At 74.1% G+C, this 15,943-nt stretch carries 16 protein-coding genes and 2 pseudogenes; 12 read left to right on the top strand and 6 right to left on the bottom strand.

What is annotated here, in order from left to right; all coding sequences use genetic code 11:
* The first annotated feature begins 107 nt into the window (after positions 1 to 107).
* Positions 108 to 1,604, top strand: a complete 1,497-nt coding sequence (locus G7075_RS17465) for a nitronate monooxygenase (protein ID WP_240917724.1) — start codon at positions 108 to 110, stop codon at positions 1,602 to 1,604.
* A gap of 10 nt (positions 1,605 to 1,614) precedes the next feature.
* On the opposite strand, the gene G7075_RS17460 is transcribed toward G7075_RS17465, so the two are convergent.
* Positions 1,615 to 2,598, bottom strand: coding sequence for an NAD(P)-dependent alcohol dehydrogenase (locus G7075_RS17460; protein ID WP_166123730.1), 984 nt, complete (start codon positions 2,596 to 2,598; stop codon positions 1,615 to 1,617).
* Between the two features lie 106 nt (positions 2,599 to 2,704).
* Here G7075_RS17460 and G7075_RS17455 point away from each other — a divergent pair, with 106 nt between their 5' ends.
* The 5 genes from G7075_RS17455 to G7075_RS17435 all read left to right on the top strand — a co-directional run bounded on the left by G7075_RS17455 (position 2,705) and on the right by G7075_RS17435 (position 6,963).
* Positions 2,705 to 4,111, top strand: coding sequence for a DUF429 domain-containing protein (locus G7075_RS17455; protein ID WP_166123728.1), 1,407 nt, complete (start codon positions 2,705 to 2,707; stop codon positions 4,109 to 4,111).
* A gap of 47 nt (positions 4,112 to 4,158) precedes the next feature.
* Positions 4,159 to 4,572: a VOC family protein gene (locus G7075_RS17450; RefSeq protein ID WP_166123726.1), complete on the top strand. Its 414-nt coding sequence runs from the start codon at positions 4,159 to 4,161 to the stop codon at positions 4,570 to 4,572.
* Positions 4,573 to 4,640: 68 nt separating this feature from the next.
* Positions 4,641 to 5,051, top strand: coding sequence for a nitroreductase/quinone reductase family protein (locus tag G7075_RS17445; protein ID WP_166123724.1), 411 nt, complete (start codon positions 4,641 to 4,643; stop codon positions 5,049 to 5,051).
* A gap of 52 nt (positions 5,052 to 5,103) precedes the next feature.
* Positions 5,104 to 6,018, top strand: a complete 915-nt coding sequence (locus G7075_RS17440) for an oxidoreductase (RefSeq protein WP_166123722.1) — start codon at positions 5,104 to 5,106, stop codon at positions 6,016 to 6,018.
* Between the two features lie 48 nt (positions 6,019 to 6,066).
* Positions 6,067 to 6,963: an NAD(P)-dependent oxidoreductase gene (locus G7075_RS17435; RefSeq protein WP_166123720.1), complete on the top strand. Its 897-nt coding sequence runs from the start codon at positions 6,067 to 6,069 to the stop codon at positions 6,961 to 6,963.
* 18 nt (positions 6,964 to 6,981) lie between these two features.
* Here the strand turns inward: G7075_RS17435 and G7075_RS17430 are convergent.
* Positions 6,982 to 7,262, bottom strand: a pseudogene (locus G7075_RS17430) (DUF4287 domain-containing protein).
* A 227-nt stretch (positions 7,263 to 7,489) separates the two neighbouring features.
* Between G7075_RS17430 and G7075_RS17425 the strand changes: the two are divergent.
* Together G7075_RS17425 and G7075_RS17420 are read left to right on the top strand one after the other, a co-directional pair.
* Positions 7,490 to 8,899 (top strand): HNH endonuclease signature motif containing protein, encoded by a 1,410-nt coding sequence (locus G7075_RS17425; RefSeq protein WP_166123718.1) that lies wholly within the window; start codon positions 7,490 to 7,492, stop codon positions 8,897 to 8,899.
* 150 nt (positions 8,900 to 9,049) lie between these two features.
* Complete coding sequence (locus tag G7075_RS17420; protein ID WP_166123716.1) at positions 9,050 to 9,427, top strand: hypothetical protein; 378 nt, start codon at positions 9,050 to 9,052, stop codon at positions 9,425 to 9,427.
* A gap of 187 nt (positions 9,428 to 9,614) precedes the next feature.
* Here the strand turns inward: G7075_RS17420 and G7075_RS17415 are convergent, their stop codons facing one another.
* From G7075_RS17415 to G7075_RS17400, 4 genes are all read right to left on the bottom strand, one after another.
* A complete protein-coding gene (locus G7075_RS17415; protein ID WP_166124459.1) occupies positions 9,615 to 10,229 on the bottom strand; it encodes a dihydrofolate reductase family protein in 615 nt (204 codons plus the stop codon).
* A gap of 38 nt (positions 10,230 to 10,267) precedes the next feature.
* Positions 10,268 to 10,807 (bottom strand): SRPBCC family protein, encoded by a 540-nt coding sequence (locus tag G7075_RS17410; protein ID WP_205860554.1) that lies wholly within the window; start codon positions 10,805 to 10,807, stop codon positions 10,268 to 10,270.
* A complete protein-coding gene (locus G7075_RS17405; protein WP_240917723.1) occupies positions 10,804 to 11,148 on the bottom strand; it encodes a metalloregulator ArsR/SmtB family transcription factor in 345 nt (114 codons plus the stop codon). Before G7075_RS17405 ends, G7075_RS17410 begins: the two co-directional genes overlap by 4 nt.
* A gap of 73 nt (positions 11,149 to 11,221) precedes the next feature.
* Positions 11,222 to 11,896 carry a cyclopropane-fatty-acyl-phospholipid synthase family protein gene (locus G7075_RS17400; RefSeq protein ID WP_166123714.1) on the bottom strand — a complete coding sequence of 225 codons (675 nt, stop codon included), beginning with the start codon at positions 11,894 to 11,896 and terminating at the stop codon, positions 11,222 to 11,224.
* A 105-nt stretch (positions 11,897 to 12,001) separates the two neighbouring features.
* On the opposite strand from G7075_RS17400, the gene G7075_RS17395 reads away from it, so the two are divergent.
* From G7075_RS17395 to G7075_RS23125, 4 genes and pseudogenes are all read left to right on the top strand, one after another.
* Positions 12,002 to 13,672, top strand: a complete 1,671-nt coding sequence (locus tag G7075_RS17395; protein ID WP_166123712.1) for a glycerol-3-phosphate dehydrogenase/oxidase — start codon at positions 12,002 to 12,004, stop codon at positions 13,670 to 13,672.
* Positions 13,673 to 13,730: 58 nt separating this feature from the next.
* The gene (locus tag G7075_RS17390) at positions 13,731 to 13,922 is read left to right on the top strand and encodes a hypothetical protein (RefSeq protein ID WP_166123710.1); all 192 of its coding nucleotides are present in this window, start codon (positions 13,731 to 13,733) and stop codon (positions 13,920 to 13,922) included.
* A 161-nt stretch (positions 13,923 to 14,083) separates the two neighbouring features.
* Positions 14,084 to 14,763 (top strand): annotated as a pseudogene (locus G7075_RS23130) (YqjF family protein).
* Positions 14,760 to 15,935 (top strand): SDR family oxidoreductase, encoded by a 1,176-nt coding sequence (locus tag G7075_RS23125; RefSeq protein ID WP_371814108.1) that lies wholly within the window; start codon positions 14,760 to 14,762, stop codon positions 15,933 to 15,935. The pseudogene G7075_RS23130 and the gene G7075_RS23125 overlap by 4 nt, the downstream one beginning before the upstream one ends.
* Positions 15,936 to 15,943: the final 8 nt, after the last annotated feature.

Genomic DNA, 15,943 nt, shown 5'->3' with positions numbered 1-15,943 from the left:
GCGCTGTCAGCCGCCGCCTGCCGGCCGACCGCAACCTACGCTACCGTAGGTTACGGTTGCGAAACCTACGCTCCCGTAGGTAGCGGCCCGACGACAGCGAGAACGCCATGGCCGCAGTGCTGACCCCCGCCCCGACCACCCGGGGCGCGCGCCCGTCGGACACCCGCCGCGCCCGTCCCGCGATCGTGCAGGGCGGGATGGGCGTGGCGGTCTCCGGCTGGCGGCTGGCCCGCGCGGTGTCCGCCGCCGGGCACCTCGGCGTCGTCTCCGGAACGGCGATGGACGCCGTGCTGGCCCGCACCCTCCAGGACGGCGACCCGGGCGGCCACTACCGTCGCGCGCTCGCCCACTTCCCGGAGCCGGCCGTCGCCGAACGCGTGCTGGCGACCTACTTCCTCGACGGCGGCCGTGCGCCCGGCACGCCGTACCGCCCGGTCCCGAAGCTCACGCTCCACCAGGGCCGCGCCGGTCAGGAGCTCGCCGTCGCCGGCACCTTCGCCGAGGTCTGGCTGGCTCGCGAGGGGCACGACGGCGTCGTGGGCATCAACTGCCTCGAGAAGATCCAGCTCGCCACTCCGGCAGCCGTTCTCGGGGCGATGCTCGCGGGTGTCGACCACGTCCTCATGGGCGCCGGCATCCCCCGCGAGATCCCGCAGCTGCTGCGCGCCCTGGCGGCCGGCGAGGTCGGGCGCATCCCCGTCGACGTCGCGGGTGGCACCCTCCAGCACCACGTCGAGGTCGACCCCGTGGCCCTGCTCGGCGAGCACCTGCCCGCCCTGACCCGGCCCTCGTTCCTCGCGATCGTCTCGCTCGACCAGCTCGCCTCCTACCTGCACCGCGACGAGTCCATCCGCCCGGACGGGTTCGTCGTCGAGCGCCCGCCCGCCGGTGGGCACTCCGCCCCGCCGCGCGGCCGGCTGCAGCTCGACGAGCGGGGCGCCCCGGTCTACGGCCCCCGCGACGAGGCCGACCTCGCGAAGGTCGCCGCCCTCGGCCTGCCCTTCTGGGTGGCCGGTGCGACGGGCACGCCGGAGGGGGTCGCGGGGGCGGTGGCCGGCGGGGCGGTCGGGGTGCAGGTCGGCACGGTCTTCGCGCTCTGCGAGGAGTCCGGGCTGACCGACGGCGTGCGCCGCGAGCTGCTCGCGCGGCTGGCCGCCGGCACGCTCTCGGTCCGCAACGACCCGCGCGCCAGCCCCACCGGCTTCCCGTTCAAGGTCGTCGACCTCCCGGGGACGGCGAGCGACCCCGCCGTCGCCACCGAGCGCGAGCGCCTCTGCGACCTGTCCTACCTGCGCCAGCCGTTCGAGCGGGCGGACGGCTCGGTCGGCTACCGGTGCGGCGCGGAGCCCGTGGCCATGTACGTGCGCAAGGGCGGCGCCGTCGAGGACACCGAGGGCCGCCGCTGCCTGTGCAACGGGCTGACCGCGACGGTCGGGCTCGGCCAGCAGCGCCGCGACGGCTACACCGAGCCGCCCCTCGTCACCCTCGGCGAGGACCTCGTCGGCGCCCGCGAGCTGCTGCGTCGCCACCCCGGTGGCTGGACGGCCGCCCAGGCGCTGGCCTACCTCGCGGAGGGTCTGCCGGCCGCGGGCGCCTCGCTCTAGGCGGGCACCGTCAGGCCGTCGGGTCGACGACCACGACGACCTTGCCGCGGGCCCGTCCGGTGGCGACGTGCTCGACCGCCCGGGCCGTCTCCTCGAGCGGCCAGGTGCGCTCGACGTGCGGACGCACCGCCCCCGACTCGAGCAGCGGAGTCAGGTCCGCGAGGTCGGCGGCCCGCTCCTTCGCGACGTGCATGACGAGCCGCTGGCGCACGAACGGCGACAGCAGGGCGGCGCCCATCGACCGCTGGAGCCCGCCGAGCCACGGCCCGCTCGTCTCGCTGCCGACGACGACGAGCGTGCCGCGCGGGGTGAGGACGCGCCGGAGGGTGCGGACCGGGCGGTGACCGCCGATGTCGACCACGACGTCGTACGGGACGCCCTCCGCGTCGATGTCGGCGTGGTCGTGCTCGATGACGTGCGCGGCTCCGAGGTCGCGGACGAGGTCGGCCTTGGCGGCGCTGCAGACCCCGGTGACCGTCGCCCCGGTGGCCACGGCCAGCTGGACGGCGAACGAGCCGACGCCTCCCGAGGCACCGACGACGAGGACCCGCTGCCCCGGGCCGACCCCGCTGTCCCGCACGGCCTGGTGCGCCGTGAGCCCCGAGACCGGGACGGCGGCCGCCTCCTCGACGGTGAGCCGCTCCGGGCGCCGGGACAGGCGCGTGAGGGGGACGACGGCGAGCTCGGCACAGGACCCGTCGGCCGTGCCGTGCACCCGGTCGCCGACGGCCCAGCCGGTGACACCGGGCCCGAGCGCGACGACCGTGCCGGCGACGTCGCGGCCGGGCGTCCGGTACCGCGGCCCGGGACGGCGCGGGCCGAGGGCCAACCGGGCGGCGCGCGGGGTCCCGGTCATCACGTGGACCGTCCCGCGGTCGATGCCGGCGGCCCCGACGCGCACGAGCACCTCGCCCGCCTGCGGCACCGGGTCGGGCAGCTCGGCCACCCGCAGCCGGTCGACGCCGCCGTACTCGTCCTGCACGATCGCTCGCACGACATTCTCCCTTACACCGTAAGAACCACTGGATGGCGGTCACCGTAGCCTTACGACGTAAGATGACGCAAGCCCGACCGCCGGACCCGTCGACCCGAGGAGCCCCGTGCCCGCCCGCACCCCCCGCCCGGACCGTCCCGCACTGACGCGGGAGCGCATCGTCAGCGAGGCCGTCGCGCTCGCCGACGGGTCCGGGGTGGCAGCGCTGTCGATGCGTGCCCTGGCCGGCCGGCTCGGGGTCGAGGCGATGTCGCTCTACCACCACGTCCCGCACAAGGACGCGGTGCTCGACGCGATGGTCGACGCGGTGTTCGCCGAGTTCCACACCCCGGTCCCCGGACGTTCCTGGCGCGAGGAGCTGCGGCGTCGCTCGGTCGTCGGTCGCGAGACCCTCCTGCGCCACCGGTGGGCCGTCGGCCTCATGGACTCCAGCCGCTCCCCGGGGCCGGAGGCCGTCGCGCACCACGACGCGGTGCTCGGCTGCCTGCGCACCGCGGGCTTCTCCCTCGCGGCGACGGGTCACGCGTTCGCCCTGGTCGACGCCCACCTCTACGGCTTCATGCTCCAGGAGCTGGCGCTGCCGTTCGACGACCAGGCCGAGCTGGCGGTCATCGAGTCCGAGATCGTCGACGAGGCGACCGCCGCGGCCTTCCCGCACTTCACCGAGTTCGCCCGCGAGCACGCGCTGCGCCCCGGCTGGTCGTTCGGCGCCGAGTTCGAGGTCACCCTCGACCTCGTGCTCGACGCCGTCGCGGGCCTCGTCGACGAGCCGGCTGCGTCCGCGGCGGGCAGCCCTCCCGGTCCACCGCCCCCCATCGAGGTCACCGTCCCCGTGCTCGGCGTCGACGGCTGCCGGGCGGGGTGGGTCGGGGCGCTCCTCGAGCCCGGTGCGCCGCGGCCGCGGGTCGTCGTCGCACCGACGATCGTCGAGCTCGTCGAGGCCGTGCGCGAGTCGACCGACGTCCGGGTCGTCGGCATCGACATCCCGATCGGGTTGCCGGACAGCACGACCCGCCAGGCCGATGCCCTCGCCCGGCAGGCGCTGCCCGGCAAGGCGTCGTCGGTGTTCACGACCCTGACCCGGGCGGCCTACGGGGCCGAGGACCGCGCCGCGGCCGACGCCGTCAACCGCTCGCTCAGCGGCCAGGGCGTCGGCGCCCAGGCCTTCGCCCTGCGCGACAAGATCCTCGAGGTCGACGCATGGGTCCGCTCGCGCCCGACCGTCGAGGTGCTCGAGGTCCATCCCGAGGTCTCCTTCGCGACGATGGCCGGCGCACCCCTGCGGCCCGGCAAGAAGACCCCGGACGGACGGGCCGCCCGGCTCGAGGCCCTCGCCGCCGCCGGTGTCCCCCGACCCTCGGTCCTCGAGGGACGCGGGTACGCCGCGGACGACGTCCTCGACGCGTGCGCCGTCGCGTGGACCGCCGCCCGGCGCACGGCCGGCCTCTCGCGTCGGCTGCCCGACCCTCCTGAGGTCTTCTCCGACGGCATCCCGGCGACCATCCACGCCTGAGCGCCAAAGCACTGGCGGCACCCGGGGGTGGCTGACAGGGTGGCCGGATGACCGCACGCGTCTCGCACACGACCATCGACTGCCGCAACGCCTACGAGCTCTCCGAGTGGTGGAAGGGCGTCCTCGACTACGTCGACGTCGCCGGCGACCCGAACGAGCGGGGGCACGAGGAGTGCATGATCCTCAGCCGCGACGGCTCACACCGCCTGCTCTTCATCGAGGTGCCCGAGACCAAGGTCGGCAAGAACCGCATCCACCTCGACATCGAGCCGGTCGAGGGGACGCGCGACGACGAGCTGGCCCGGCTGCTCGCGCACGGCGCGGTCGAGTTCGAGGACCACCGCGGCCAGTACGGCCCGGGCACCGGCTGGGTCACCCTCCTCGACCCCGAGGGCAACGAGTTCTGCATCCTGCGCAACGCCGACGAGCACGGGCGCGGGGTGCCGCAGCCCGCCGTCTGAGCGAGGCGGCCGGAACAGTCACGGGCCGCCGGGAGTTGCACCGACGACCCGACAGAGAGGCCACACCCGTGAGCGACTGGAACAAGAACGTCATCGAGGAGTTCCGCGCGAACGGCGGGACCGTGCAGACCATGGGCTTCGGCCGCGGCCTGGTCCTCCTGCACCACACCGGCGCCCGCACCGGCACCGAGCGGGTCAGCCCGGTCGCGGCCATCCGCGACGGCGACGACACCTGGCTCATCGCGGCCTCCAAGGCCGGCGCCCCGGACAACCCCGACTGGTTCCACAACCTGCGCGCCCACCCCGACGTCTCCATCGAGACCCCGGACGACGGCACCGTCGAGGTCTACGCGAGCGTCCTGGAGGGCGAGGAGCGCGACGCGGCCTGGGCCCGGTTCACGGCGATGTCCGAAGGCTTCCGCTCGTACGAGCAGAAGACGACCCGCGTCATCCCCGTGGTCGCCCTCACCCGTCGCTGACGCCCCACCCGACCGCAGCACCACGACCCGACACCGCCACGAGAGGCCCCGCATGAGCCGCTGGACGTTCGACGAGATCCCCGACCTCACCGGGAGGCGGGCCGTGGTCACCGGGGCCAACTCGGGCATCGGGCTCATCGAGGCGCGTGAGCTGGCGCGGCACGGTGCCGACGTCGTGCTCGCCGTGCGCAACACGACGGCCGGCGAGGAGGCGGCGCAGCGCATCCGCCGCACGGGGGCCCGTGGCGCGGTGACGGTCGAGGCGCTCGACCTGGCCTCGCAGGAGTCGGTGCGTGCCTTCGCCGACCGGTTCGAGGGTCCGCTCGACCTGCTCCTCAACAACGCCGGCGTGATGACCCCGCCGCGCTTCCGCGAGACCGCGGACGGCTTCGAGCTGCAGTTCGGCACCAACCACCTCGGGCACTTCGCGCTCACCGGTCGGCTGCTGCCGCACCTGCTGGAGGCCTCCGCGCCGCGTGTCACCACGGTGTCGTCCATCGCCCACCACCGCGGCGACGGCGGTGTGCTGGAGGCTAACCCGCGCGAGGGCTACGACTCACAGAAGACCTACGGGCAGGCCAAGCTGGCCAACCTGCTCTTCGCGGACGAGCTGCAGCGCCGGGCCTCCGCCGCCGGCTCCGCCCTCATGTCGACGGCCGCGCACCCGGGCGTCTCGGCGACCAACCTCGTCGCGAGCAAGGACGGGATGGGCGCCATCCCGGTCGTCGGCACCATCGCCCAGCTGGGCGTCAAGGTCCTCTTCCCCGGCCCCGAGAAGGGTGCCGAGGGGCCGCTGTACGCGGCGACCGTGGCCGCACCGGGGACCTACTCCGGGCCGACGGGCATCGGCGAGACCCGCGGGCCGGTCGGCGAGGCACGACGCTCGCAGTGGGCGCAGGACGCGACGCTCGCGGGGCTGCTCTGGCAGCGGTCCGAGGAGCTCACCGGGGTCACGTTCTCGTTCTGAGCGACGCCCCCGTCCTCCGGGGGCCGGTCGCGGTGTGAGGATGGCGGGATGCGCATCCTCCTCACCGGCGGCAGTGGCAAGGCCGGCCGACACGTCGTCCCGTACCTCCTCGAGCAGGGCCACACGGTCACCAACGTCGACCGGGTTCCGCTCGGCCTCGACGGGGTCACCGACCTCGACGTCGACCTCACCGACCTCGGACAGGTGCTCTCCGCCCTGCGAATGCCGGCCTCGTTCGACGAGCTCGACCTGACCGAGGAGCCGGCGTACGACGCGATCGTGCACCTCGCGGCCGTGCCGGCGATCCTCCTGCGGGCCGACAACGCGACGTACGCGAACAACGTCCTCTCGACGTGGAACGTCCTCGAGGCCGCAGCCGTGCTGGGGATCCGGAAGGTCGTGTTCGCCTCCTCGGAGACGACGTACGGCATCTGCTTCGCGCGCGGCGTACGGCGCCCGGAGTACCTGCCGGTCGACGAGGAGCACCCGACGGTGCCCGAGGACGCCTACGCGACGTCCAAGGTGGTCAACGAGGTGACGGCCCGGTCCGTGCAGCGGCGCACCGGGGCCGACGTCTACGGCCTGCGGATCAACAACGTCATCGAGCCGCACGAGTACGCCGAGAAGTTCCCCGGGTTCGTCGACGACCCGGCCCAGCGGCGGCGCAACATCTTCGCCTACATCGACGTCCGCGACCTGGCCCTGGCCATCGAGCGCTGCCTGCGCACCGACGGGTTGGGGTACGAGGTGTTCAACATCGCCAACGCCGACCACTCGGTGCGGGCGAGCACCGCGGAGCTGGTCGCGGAGTTCTACGAGGGCGTTCCGGTGCGCCGCGAGATGGGCGAGCACGAGACGTTCTTCTGCATCGACAAGGCGCGGCGGCTGCTCGGCTACGAGCCGCAGCACTCGTGGCGTGACGAGCTGGCCGACCCCGGCGCCTGATCGGGTGCTGAGGCTGCCTCAGCGGTTGGCGAGGCCGTCGAGGCGCAGGGTGTCGGAGTCGTCGCGGTGCGTGCCGGTGGTCCCGACGTGCTTGTCGCTGATGCCGGGTCCGTTCTTCACGACGTGGACGAGGGCCATCGCGTGCCCGCGGCCGAGGCCGTACTCGTCGGCGAGCCAGGCGACGATCTCGCCGGCCTTGGTGTCGGCGTCGTAGCCGCGGGCGCGCGCCTCGTCGACGAGCTCCTGGGGATCTTGCCGGTCTTCTTCTCGATGGTGTCGAGGTAGGCCTGGAAGGACATCGGGCGCTCCTGTCATTGGGTCGGTGGTCTCGGGCAGTCTGACCGGTGGAAGGTCCGGAAGTCATCGCTCGGTGCCACCACGCCGTCCCGCGACCGTAGGTCCTGCGCCGCCCTCGCGACCCTCAGCGCGATGGAGTCGACTGCGCCACAGACGAATAGGTCCTGTGGACGACGGTGGCCTGTCGGTGGCGGCGGGTAGGATGGGGGTACGAGGGGAGGGGGAGCCGATGACCACCACAGCCACACCGCAGGACGTGCTCGATGCCGTGCGCGTGGCGCGCGAGGCCCTCTCCTCGGTGGCCTCGTCCGGTGCTGCTCGCGGGTCGCGCGAGGAGTGGGCCGAGGTGGTCGGGGCGCTGCAGGGGCTGGTGAACGAGGCCACGGCGGTGCAGGACTCGGCGATCGTCGCGCTGGCGGCGGTCGAGCCGGAGTGGTGCGAGGACGGCACCATCGTCGAGCTGCGCCGGGCTGCGGGTCACGTCGCACTCGATGCCCCGGCGGTCGTGTCCGGGGTGCTGTGCCTGTCGGCGGTCGCCGCCGAGCGGCGGGTGCGCGACGCGGTCCGCCGAGTCGCTGACGGGGACGCGCTGTCCACCGGGTTGGCCGGCCTGCACGAGGCGATGCGCACGGGCCGGCTGGACGGGTACCGGGCGCAGGTCGTCGCCGGCGAGCTCGAGGAGTGCCCGGCCGAGGTCACCGCCACCGTCATCACCGCCCTCGACCCGTGGTTCGACACCGAGGACGCCACGAGGCTGCGACGCCGCGCCCGCCGGCTGCTCGCGAAGGTCTCCCCCGACCTGCTCCGGAAGCGGGCCGAGCGGGCCCGGTCCGAGTCCGGGCTGCGGCGGTGGGTGGATGAACCCGGGGTCGACACCTGGCTGGGCACCTTCCCCTCCGAGGACGCCCGTGCCGCGTGGGCCGCGATCGACGCCCTCGCCCAGCAGTACATAGCCGGCGGCACGTGCGCGACCATCGACCGGGCCCGCGCCAAGGCCCTGACCGACCTCGTCACCGGCCAGGCCACCGTCACCACCACCGTCGTCGAACACCACGCGCACCCCGTCACCGGCGCGTTCGTGGACCCCGACGACCAGCTCGCCACCACCGCGTACCGGCCGAACGCAAGACTCGCCGCTTTCGTGCGCGCCCGCGACGTGCACTGCCGCTTCCCCGGCTGCACCGTCTACGCCCGGTACTGCGACCTCGACCACGTGATCGCCTGGCAGGCCGGTCCCACGAGCGCCGCCAACCTGGTCTGCCTCTGCCGCCGCCACCACCGGGTCAAGCAACGCCCCGGCTGGAGCACCCACCTCGACTCCGACGGCACCTACTGGGTCACCGACCCCACCGGACGAACCCGCACCACCGACCCACCCGACCAGCGCCCCACCCCACTTTCATGGACCACCGGCGAACCCGACCCGCCACCCCCGTCCAACCCGAGCCTCGTCCTGCCCGACGGACCCCACTCCAGCCTCGAGTTCACCCTCGAACACGCCGTGGGCCCACCCCAACCCCGCACCCGCTGCCGCGTCGAGGTCCACCACCCCACTCGGCGCACCACCCTGCCCGAGGCCCCGGCGAGTCATCGTCGGCCGCCCCGCGAGCCCATCTGGCCCGACACCCCGCCCTTCTGAGCAGTGCGGGTGACGCACGAGCTGATGCGGCAGGTGCAGCGGCCGCGGCACGTGCTCGCCGGCCGAGGTCGCGATCATCCGTGAACGAGTCGCCAGTGCCGACCTGCACCCGTAGCCTCGGCCCAGTAGCCCGCAGAGGAGCGTCTGACCATGGGGATGCGCAGAACGGTCGCAGTTGTCGGGGTGGGGATCGTCTTCGCCCTGTCGGGGTGCGGGGGAGGTGGCTCCGACACCGACTCGGGGGGCGCGGTCTCCGGTGGGAAGTACGAGCAGACTTGGGCCAAGAGCTACAGCGACACGACCTGCTCCGACTTCCAGTCCGAGATGGACAAGGACCAGCGGCGGGTCGCGGCGGCGGACATGCTCGTCAGCGCGCAGAAGGTTGACGGTGGGGACTCGCTGCCCTCCGACGACCTCATCGCCGAGTTCGCGAGCGGCATCGACACCGCCTGCGTGGAGGGGTCGATGAAGCTGACAGAGATCGCAGTCGGGCTCTACCTGACCGAGGGTGCCCGATTCAAGCCATGACCGCGGACCGTCTCGCCCGGTACAGAACGCTGGGCTGGCTACCCGTTCGCGACGATCATCGCGACCGGCACCGTGTCCCAGCTTGGCCACTTCGACACCGGCGGGCCCACCCTCATCGACGCCATCAACGCCATCGCGGTCGTCGAGAAGAGCCTCGTCTACGTTCGCAGACCCGCGGCGACCGGGTTCAGCGGCGCCAGAAGAGGTGGTGGACGACGCCGCTCGGGCTCGGGACCTCCTCGTGGTGGAAGCGGTCGAGCAGCTCGTCGGGCGACTCCCACAGCCGGCCGCCCCGGCCGATCTCCACGGGCGCGACGGCGACGTGCATCGTGTCGACGAGGTCGGCCGCGAGGAAGTCACGCACCGTGGCCACGCCCCCGCCGAGGCGGACGTCCAGCCCGCCGGCAGCGGCCTTCGCCTGCCGCAGGGCCTCCGCCGGCGAGGCATCTATGAAGTGGAACGTGGTGTCCGACAGCGAGATCGACGGCCGCGGGTGGTGCGTCAGCACGAACACCGGCGTGTGGAACGGCGGCTCGTCCCCCCACCACCCCTCCCACTCGTACGACTCCCACGGCCCCTGCTGCGGACCGAACTTGCCGCGGCCCATGATCTCGGCGCCGATGCCGTGGCTGAAGTCCCGCGTGAAGTAGTCGTCGAGGCCGCGGGTGCCGCCGGGCTCGGCGCGGTTCGGCCAGCTCGCCGTCGCCCCCGCCCACGCGGCCAGCCGCGACGGGTCGGCGTGCCCGAAGGGCCGCTCGATGCTCTGGCCCTCACCGGTGCCGAAGCCGTCGGTCGACAGCATGAAGTTCTGCACCCGGAGCAGCTGCTCCCGCGGGGCGCTCACGACGCGTCCGCCGCAGTCGCCAGGCCGAGACCGGCGTAGTGGGCCCGGCCGGCGGCGAAGGCATCCCAGTCCCACGGCACCGGCCGACCGGCGAGGCACGGCTCGAGACGGTCGAGGGAGGTCTGGAGGCCGACGAGGTAGAGGTTGTCGACGGCCTCGGTGACGTCGGGGACGGTGTGGCTGAGGCGGAGGACGCAGCCGGTGTCGTGCGGCTCGAGCTCCCAGCGCATCGTCGACCCCGGCGCGGGGTGCGTGTGCTCGAACAGCACGGGCGGGTCGACCCGCAGGATCGTGCACGTCATCGTCACCGGCTCCTCGGTCGCGCGGCCCGCGAAGACCATCTCGCCGCCCTCGCGCAGGTCGACGGTCACGTCGGCATCGAACGGCAGCCACCAGTCGGCGAGCCGCTCGGGCGAGGTGATGGCCTCCCACACGTCCCGCACGTCGTGGGCGAGGTGTCGCTCGAAGCGGATGACCCCGCCGTCGGTGGTGCGTTCGAGCACGCCGTCGTAGCGGGTGGTCAGGTCGTCGGTCACGAGGATCGCTCCTTCGGGGGGATGGGTCGGGACGTGCGCGCGAGGTGGCGCTCGAGGGAGTCGAGGCGCCCCGACAGCTCGGCGCGGTAGGGCTCGAGCCACTCGTCGAGCTCACGCAGGGGCTCGGCGCGCAGGCGGTAGAGGCGGCGCTGGGCGTCGCGACGGACCTCGACGAGGCCGGCGTCGCGCAGCACCCGCAGGTGTCGGGACACCCCGGGCTGGTGCATCCCGACGATCTCGACGAGCTCGGAGACCGACCGCTCGCCGCCCCGCACCGCATCGAGGATCCGGCGACGGGTCGGCTCGGCGATCACCTCGAGGACGTCCAGGGCACCGGTCACCACCCCAAGGTATGCCACGACGTATATATGTGCAAGGGCATGGACGCCGCCGACCTGCGACCGCCCCGGCGGGTCAGCCCACCCGGCGCAGCACGACGAGCGCGTCGGAGAGGGTGGCTCGCTCCCCGTCGGGGCCCACGACCTCACGCGCGGCGGCCCCCACGACCTCCGGTACGAACCGCGCGGGATCGGGGCCGAGGTCGGCGAGCAGCTCCTCCGGGGAGGCGAACACGTGACCCTCGGGCGGCTGCCCCCACGGCGGCACCTCCCCGTGGTCGACGACGACGAGCAGGCCGCCGACGACCAGCGACTCGGCCGCCCGCTGCAACACCGACGAGCGCGGCAACGACACCGGGCTCTGGAGGTACTGGGCGCTGACCAGGTCGAACGGGCCGGCGGGCACGGACGCGGCGAGGTCGTGCCGCTCGACGAGCACCCGGTCCCCGACCCCGGCCGCCTCCGCCGCCGCACGCGTCCGCTCGACGGCCGTCGCCGAGATGTCGACCGCCGTCACCGACCACCCGAGCCGCGCGAGGTGCACCGCGTCCCCGCCCTCGCCGCACCCGAGGTCCAGCGCCCGCCCCGGCGCGAGCCCGGCGAGGACCCCCTCGAGGATCCCGTTGACCCGCCCGCTCCAGACCTGCTCGCGGTCGGCGTAGTGGGCCTCCCAGAAGGTCGCGGGGTCCTGCGAGGCGTCGGGGTGGTGGTGCCGGTGGCCGGAGGTGTGGCCGGCATCGTGCGTCGTCACGGACCGAGCCTGACGCCGCCCGCCCGCGGGCGACAACCTTGCGTGCCGTTCCGGCAAATCGGCAGCGCCGACCGCCGGCACCGGCCGCACGCCTAGGCTGGGTGCATGAGCCTGAGGTCGGCGAACATCGAGCGCATCGACGGCGGCCTGTTCGACGTCCTCGTCGTCGGGGCCGGCATCAACGGCGCGGTCTCGGCCGCGGCCCTCGCCGGCCGCGGGGCCTCCGTCGCCCTCATCGACCGCGGCGACTTCGGCGGCTTCACGAGCCAGGAGTCGAGCAACCTCGTCTGGGGCGGCTTCAAGTACCTCGAGAACTACGAGCTGCCCCTCGTCTTCGGCCTGTGCCGCAGCCGCAACCGCCTGATGAAGGCCTACGCGGACAACATCAAGGAGATCGGCTTCCTCGCGGCGCTCGACCACTCCTCGCCGTACAAGCCGTGGTTCGCCGGCCTCGGCGCCACCGCCTACTGGGGCATCGGCCTGTTCGGCACCGAGCGTCCGCACCTCTACGACGCGGAGGAGGTCAAGGCGCAGGAGCCGGTCATCGACACGAGCGACGTCCGCGGCGCCATCGAGTACCGCGACGCCTACCTCGTCGACAACGACAGCCGGTTCGTCTTCTCCTTCGTCCGCTCGGCGGTCGAGGCCGGGGCCGCCGTCGCGAACTACGTCGAGCTGACCTCGGCCAAGCGCATCGGCGACCGCTGGGTGTGCCACCTGCGCGACACCGACACCGGGGCCGAGATCACCACAGCCGCACGGGTGGTCGTCAACGCGGCCGGACCGTTCGTCGACGACCTCAACAGCTCGTGGGACCTGCGCACCGAGCACCGCATCGTCTGCTCCAAGGGCATCCACCTCGTCGTCCCCCGCCTCACCACGACGCACCACGACCGCGTGCTCGCCTTCTTCGACGACACCCAGCGCCTCTTCTACGTCATCCCGATGGGCCGCCGCTCGGTCATCGGCACCACCGACACCCGCGTCGACTCCCCGTACACCGAGGTCACCGACGAGGACCGGCACTTCCTCCTCGACCAGATCAACGCCCGGCTCGACCTGCCCACCCCGCTGACCCCCGACGACGTCATCGCCGAGCGCTGCGGCGTGCGACCGCTGGTGGTCAGGCGCGGCGGAGGCGACCAGGTCGACGCCGACTGGACCTCGTTGTCCCGCAAGCACGAGATCGAGCGCGACGACCAGCGGGCCGTCGTCACCGTCCTCGGCGGCAAGCTCACCGACTGCCTCAACGTCGGCGAGGAGGTCGCGGCCGAGGTCGAGCACCTCGGCATCCCGCTCGAGAAGGACCTCGCCAACTGGTACGGCGAGCCCGCCGCCCAGACCCGCGCCGAGTTCTTCCGCCAGGCCCGGCTGATGCGCCTCGACGCCCTGCGCACCAAGCCCGACACCGAGCCGCTGAGCGACCGGCTCTGGCGCCGCTACGGCCGCCGGGCCTTCGACCTGCTCGAGGCCATCCGCGCCGACCCGGCCATGGGCGAGGACGTCATGGGCTCGGCCGACTACCTGCGCGCCGAGCTGTACACCGCCGCCGAGCACGAGATGGTCGTGACCCTCGACGACTTCATGCGCCGGCGCAGCAAGATCGACCTCGTCGTGCGCGACGAGGACATCGACGACTCCGACGGCCTGCGCGAGGTGGCCCGCATCCTCTTCGGTGCCGACGCCGACCGGCGCCTCGCCGACTACCACGCGCAGAAGCACCGGCCGCCCCACCATGGGAGCGAGCGCGAGCCCGCCCCCGACCCGGCGTCCTGACAGGCACCTCACAGGGAGCACGAAGGGGCCTCAGAGGCCCGCTCGACAGGGTTGGGCCATGACGACGACGACCGAGGACCGACCCGCCCACGGACGATCGGTCCGCGAGCTCATCGCCGAGCTCGCCGGGACGGAGGACGACCTCCGCGAGGCGCGGGCGGACGCCTCCCTGGCCCACCGGTCGGGCGTGGTCCGGCGCCAGGCGCGGATCGTGCGCGAGCTGCGCCGCCGGTCCCCGGGCCCGCGCTGAACCCCTTCCCGCCCCGAGGGTTCGACAGTCCCGCGTGAGACGGGTCACCTGTCCGGCGCCGGGGCCCCACGGGTGCTGACACTCGGGTCGTGACCGACCCGCGCACCCCCGCCGACGTCGCGCTCGACCCCTCGGCACCGCCGCTGGCCGGCCCGCGCTCGATGCGCCATCAGTGGCTCGACATCACCTTCGTGCACTGGGCCGTCGAGCCCGCGCTCGTCGCCCCCCTGCTCCCCGCGGGGACGCGGCCGGACACCCTCGGCGGCGCCACCTACGTCGGGCTCATCCCCTTCCGGATGCTCGGCGCCGGGTTCGGCGCCGGACCGCCGGTGCCGTGGCTGGGCACCTTCCTCGAGACCAACGTGCGCTTCTACTCGGTCGACGACGCGGGGCGCCGTGGCGTGGTCTTCGGCTCGCTCGAGGCCTCTCGCCTCCTCGTCTCGCTCGCGGCCCGGGCCGTGTTCGGCACCCCGTACACCTGGGCCCGGATGCGGTACGCGCGCGACGCCGACCGCGTCGAGTACACGGCGACGCGCCGCTGGCCCGCCCCCGCGGGGCGCGCAGCCGGATGGTCGTCGACGTCGGTGCCCCGGTCACCGAGCCCGGCCCGCTCGAGCACTTCCTCACCGCCCGCTACGGCCTGCACACCCGGATGGCCGGACGGACGCGGTGGGTGCCGAACCGGCACGAGCCGTGGCCACTGCGCCGGGCCACCCTCCTCGAGCTCGACGACGAGCTGCTCGCGGCCGCCGGGTTCCCGGAGCTGGCGGGCACCCCACCGGACAGCGTCCTGCACTCGCGCGGCACCGCGACCGAGTTCGGCATGCCGCGGGCCCTGTGACACCGCTCGTCGCCCTCGCCGTCGTCGCCGCGGTGCACGCCGGCTTCCAGGTCACGGTGTCCGCGGTGGTCTACCCGGTGCTCGCCGACCGGACCGGGCCGGACTTCGCGGCGGCGCACACCGACCACTCGCGTCGCACCGTGCGGCTCGTGGGGCCGCTGTACCTCGCCGTCCTCGCGGTCGGTGCGTGGGTGGTCGTCGCCGCGCCGCTCGGCCCGGCCGTCCTCGTCGCGCTCGGCGCCCAGGCCGTCGTCCTGCTGACGACCGCGGCCGTCGCCGCCCCGGCACACGGTGCCCTCGGGCGGGACGGGCCCACCCGCCGCTCCTCCGGCGGCTGCTCACCGCGGACCGGGTACGCGCCGGGGCGGCCGTCGTGGGGCTGGTCGCGGCCCTCGTGGCCGTCGCGGTCGGGTGACGAGGGGCACCCTCGGCGCTCCGCGAGGAACACCACGCCGCCGCCGCTGGTTGGCCCGGACATGCGCATCCTCGTGATCGGCGGCCACGGCAAGGTGGCCCGCCGCCTGACCCCCCTCCTCACCGCCCGCTCGCACGACGTCACGGCGGTGGTCCGCAACCCGGACCACGCGGCCGACGTCGAGGCCGACGGGGCGAGCGCCCTGGTCGCCGACGTCCAGTCCCTGACGACCGACGAGCTGGCCGACCTGTTCGCCGGCCACGACGCCGTGGTGTGGTCCGCGGGCGCCGGCGGCGGCACCCCGGAGCGCACCTACGCCGTCGACCGGGACGCCGCCATCCGCTCGATGGACGCCGCCGACCGCGCCGGCGCCCGCCGCTACGTCATGGTGTCGTACTACGGTGCCGGGCCGGACCACGGTGTGCCGCAGAACGACCCGTTCTTCGCCTACGCCGAGGCCAAGACCGCCGCCGACGCGCACCTGCAGGGCTCGACACTCGACTGGACGCTGCTGCGCCCCAGCCGGCTCACCGACGACCCCGGCACCGGCGGCGTCGAGACCGCCCGCACGGGCGCCGGTAAGGGGTCGGTGTCGCGCGACGACGTGGCCCTGGTCGCGGCCGAGGTGCTCGAGCGGCCCGGCACCGCCGGTGCCGTCATCGAGTTCAACGGTGGCGCCACCCCGGTCGCCGACGAGCTCGACGCGGTCGAGGCAGCCGGGTCGGCCGGGTCGACGGCGGCCGACGGCACCGCCTGACCCCTCCC

It is taken from the genome of Phycicoccus sp. HDW14 (assembly GCF_011383005.1).
Lineage (GTDB): Bacteria > Actinomycetota > Actinomycetes > Actinomycetales > Dermatophilaceae > Phycicoccus.
This window is presented reverse-complemented; position numbering and strand designations above follow the sequence as displayed.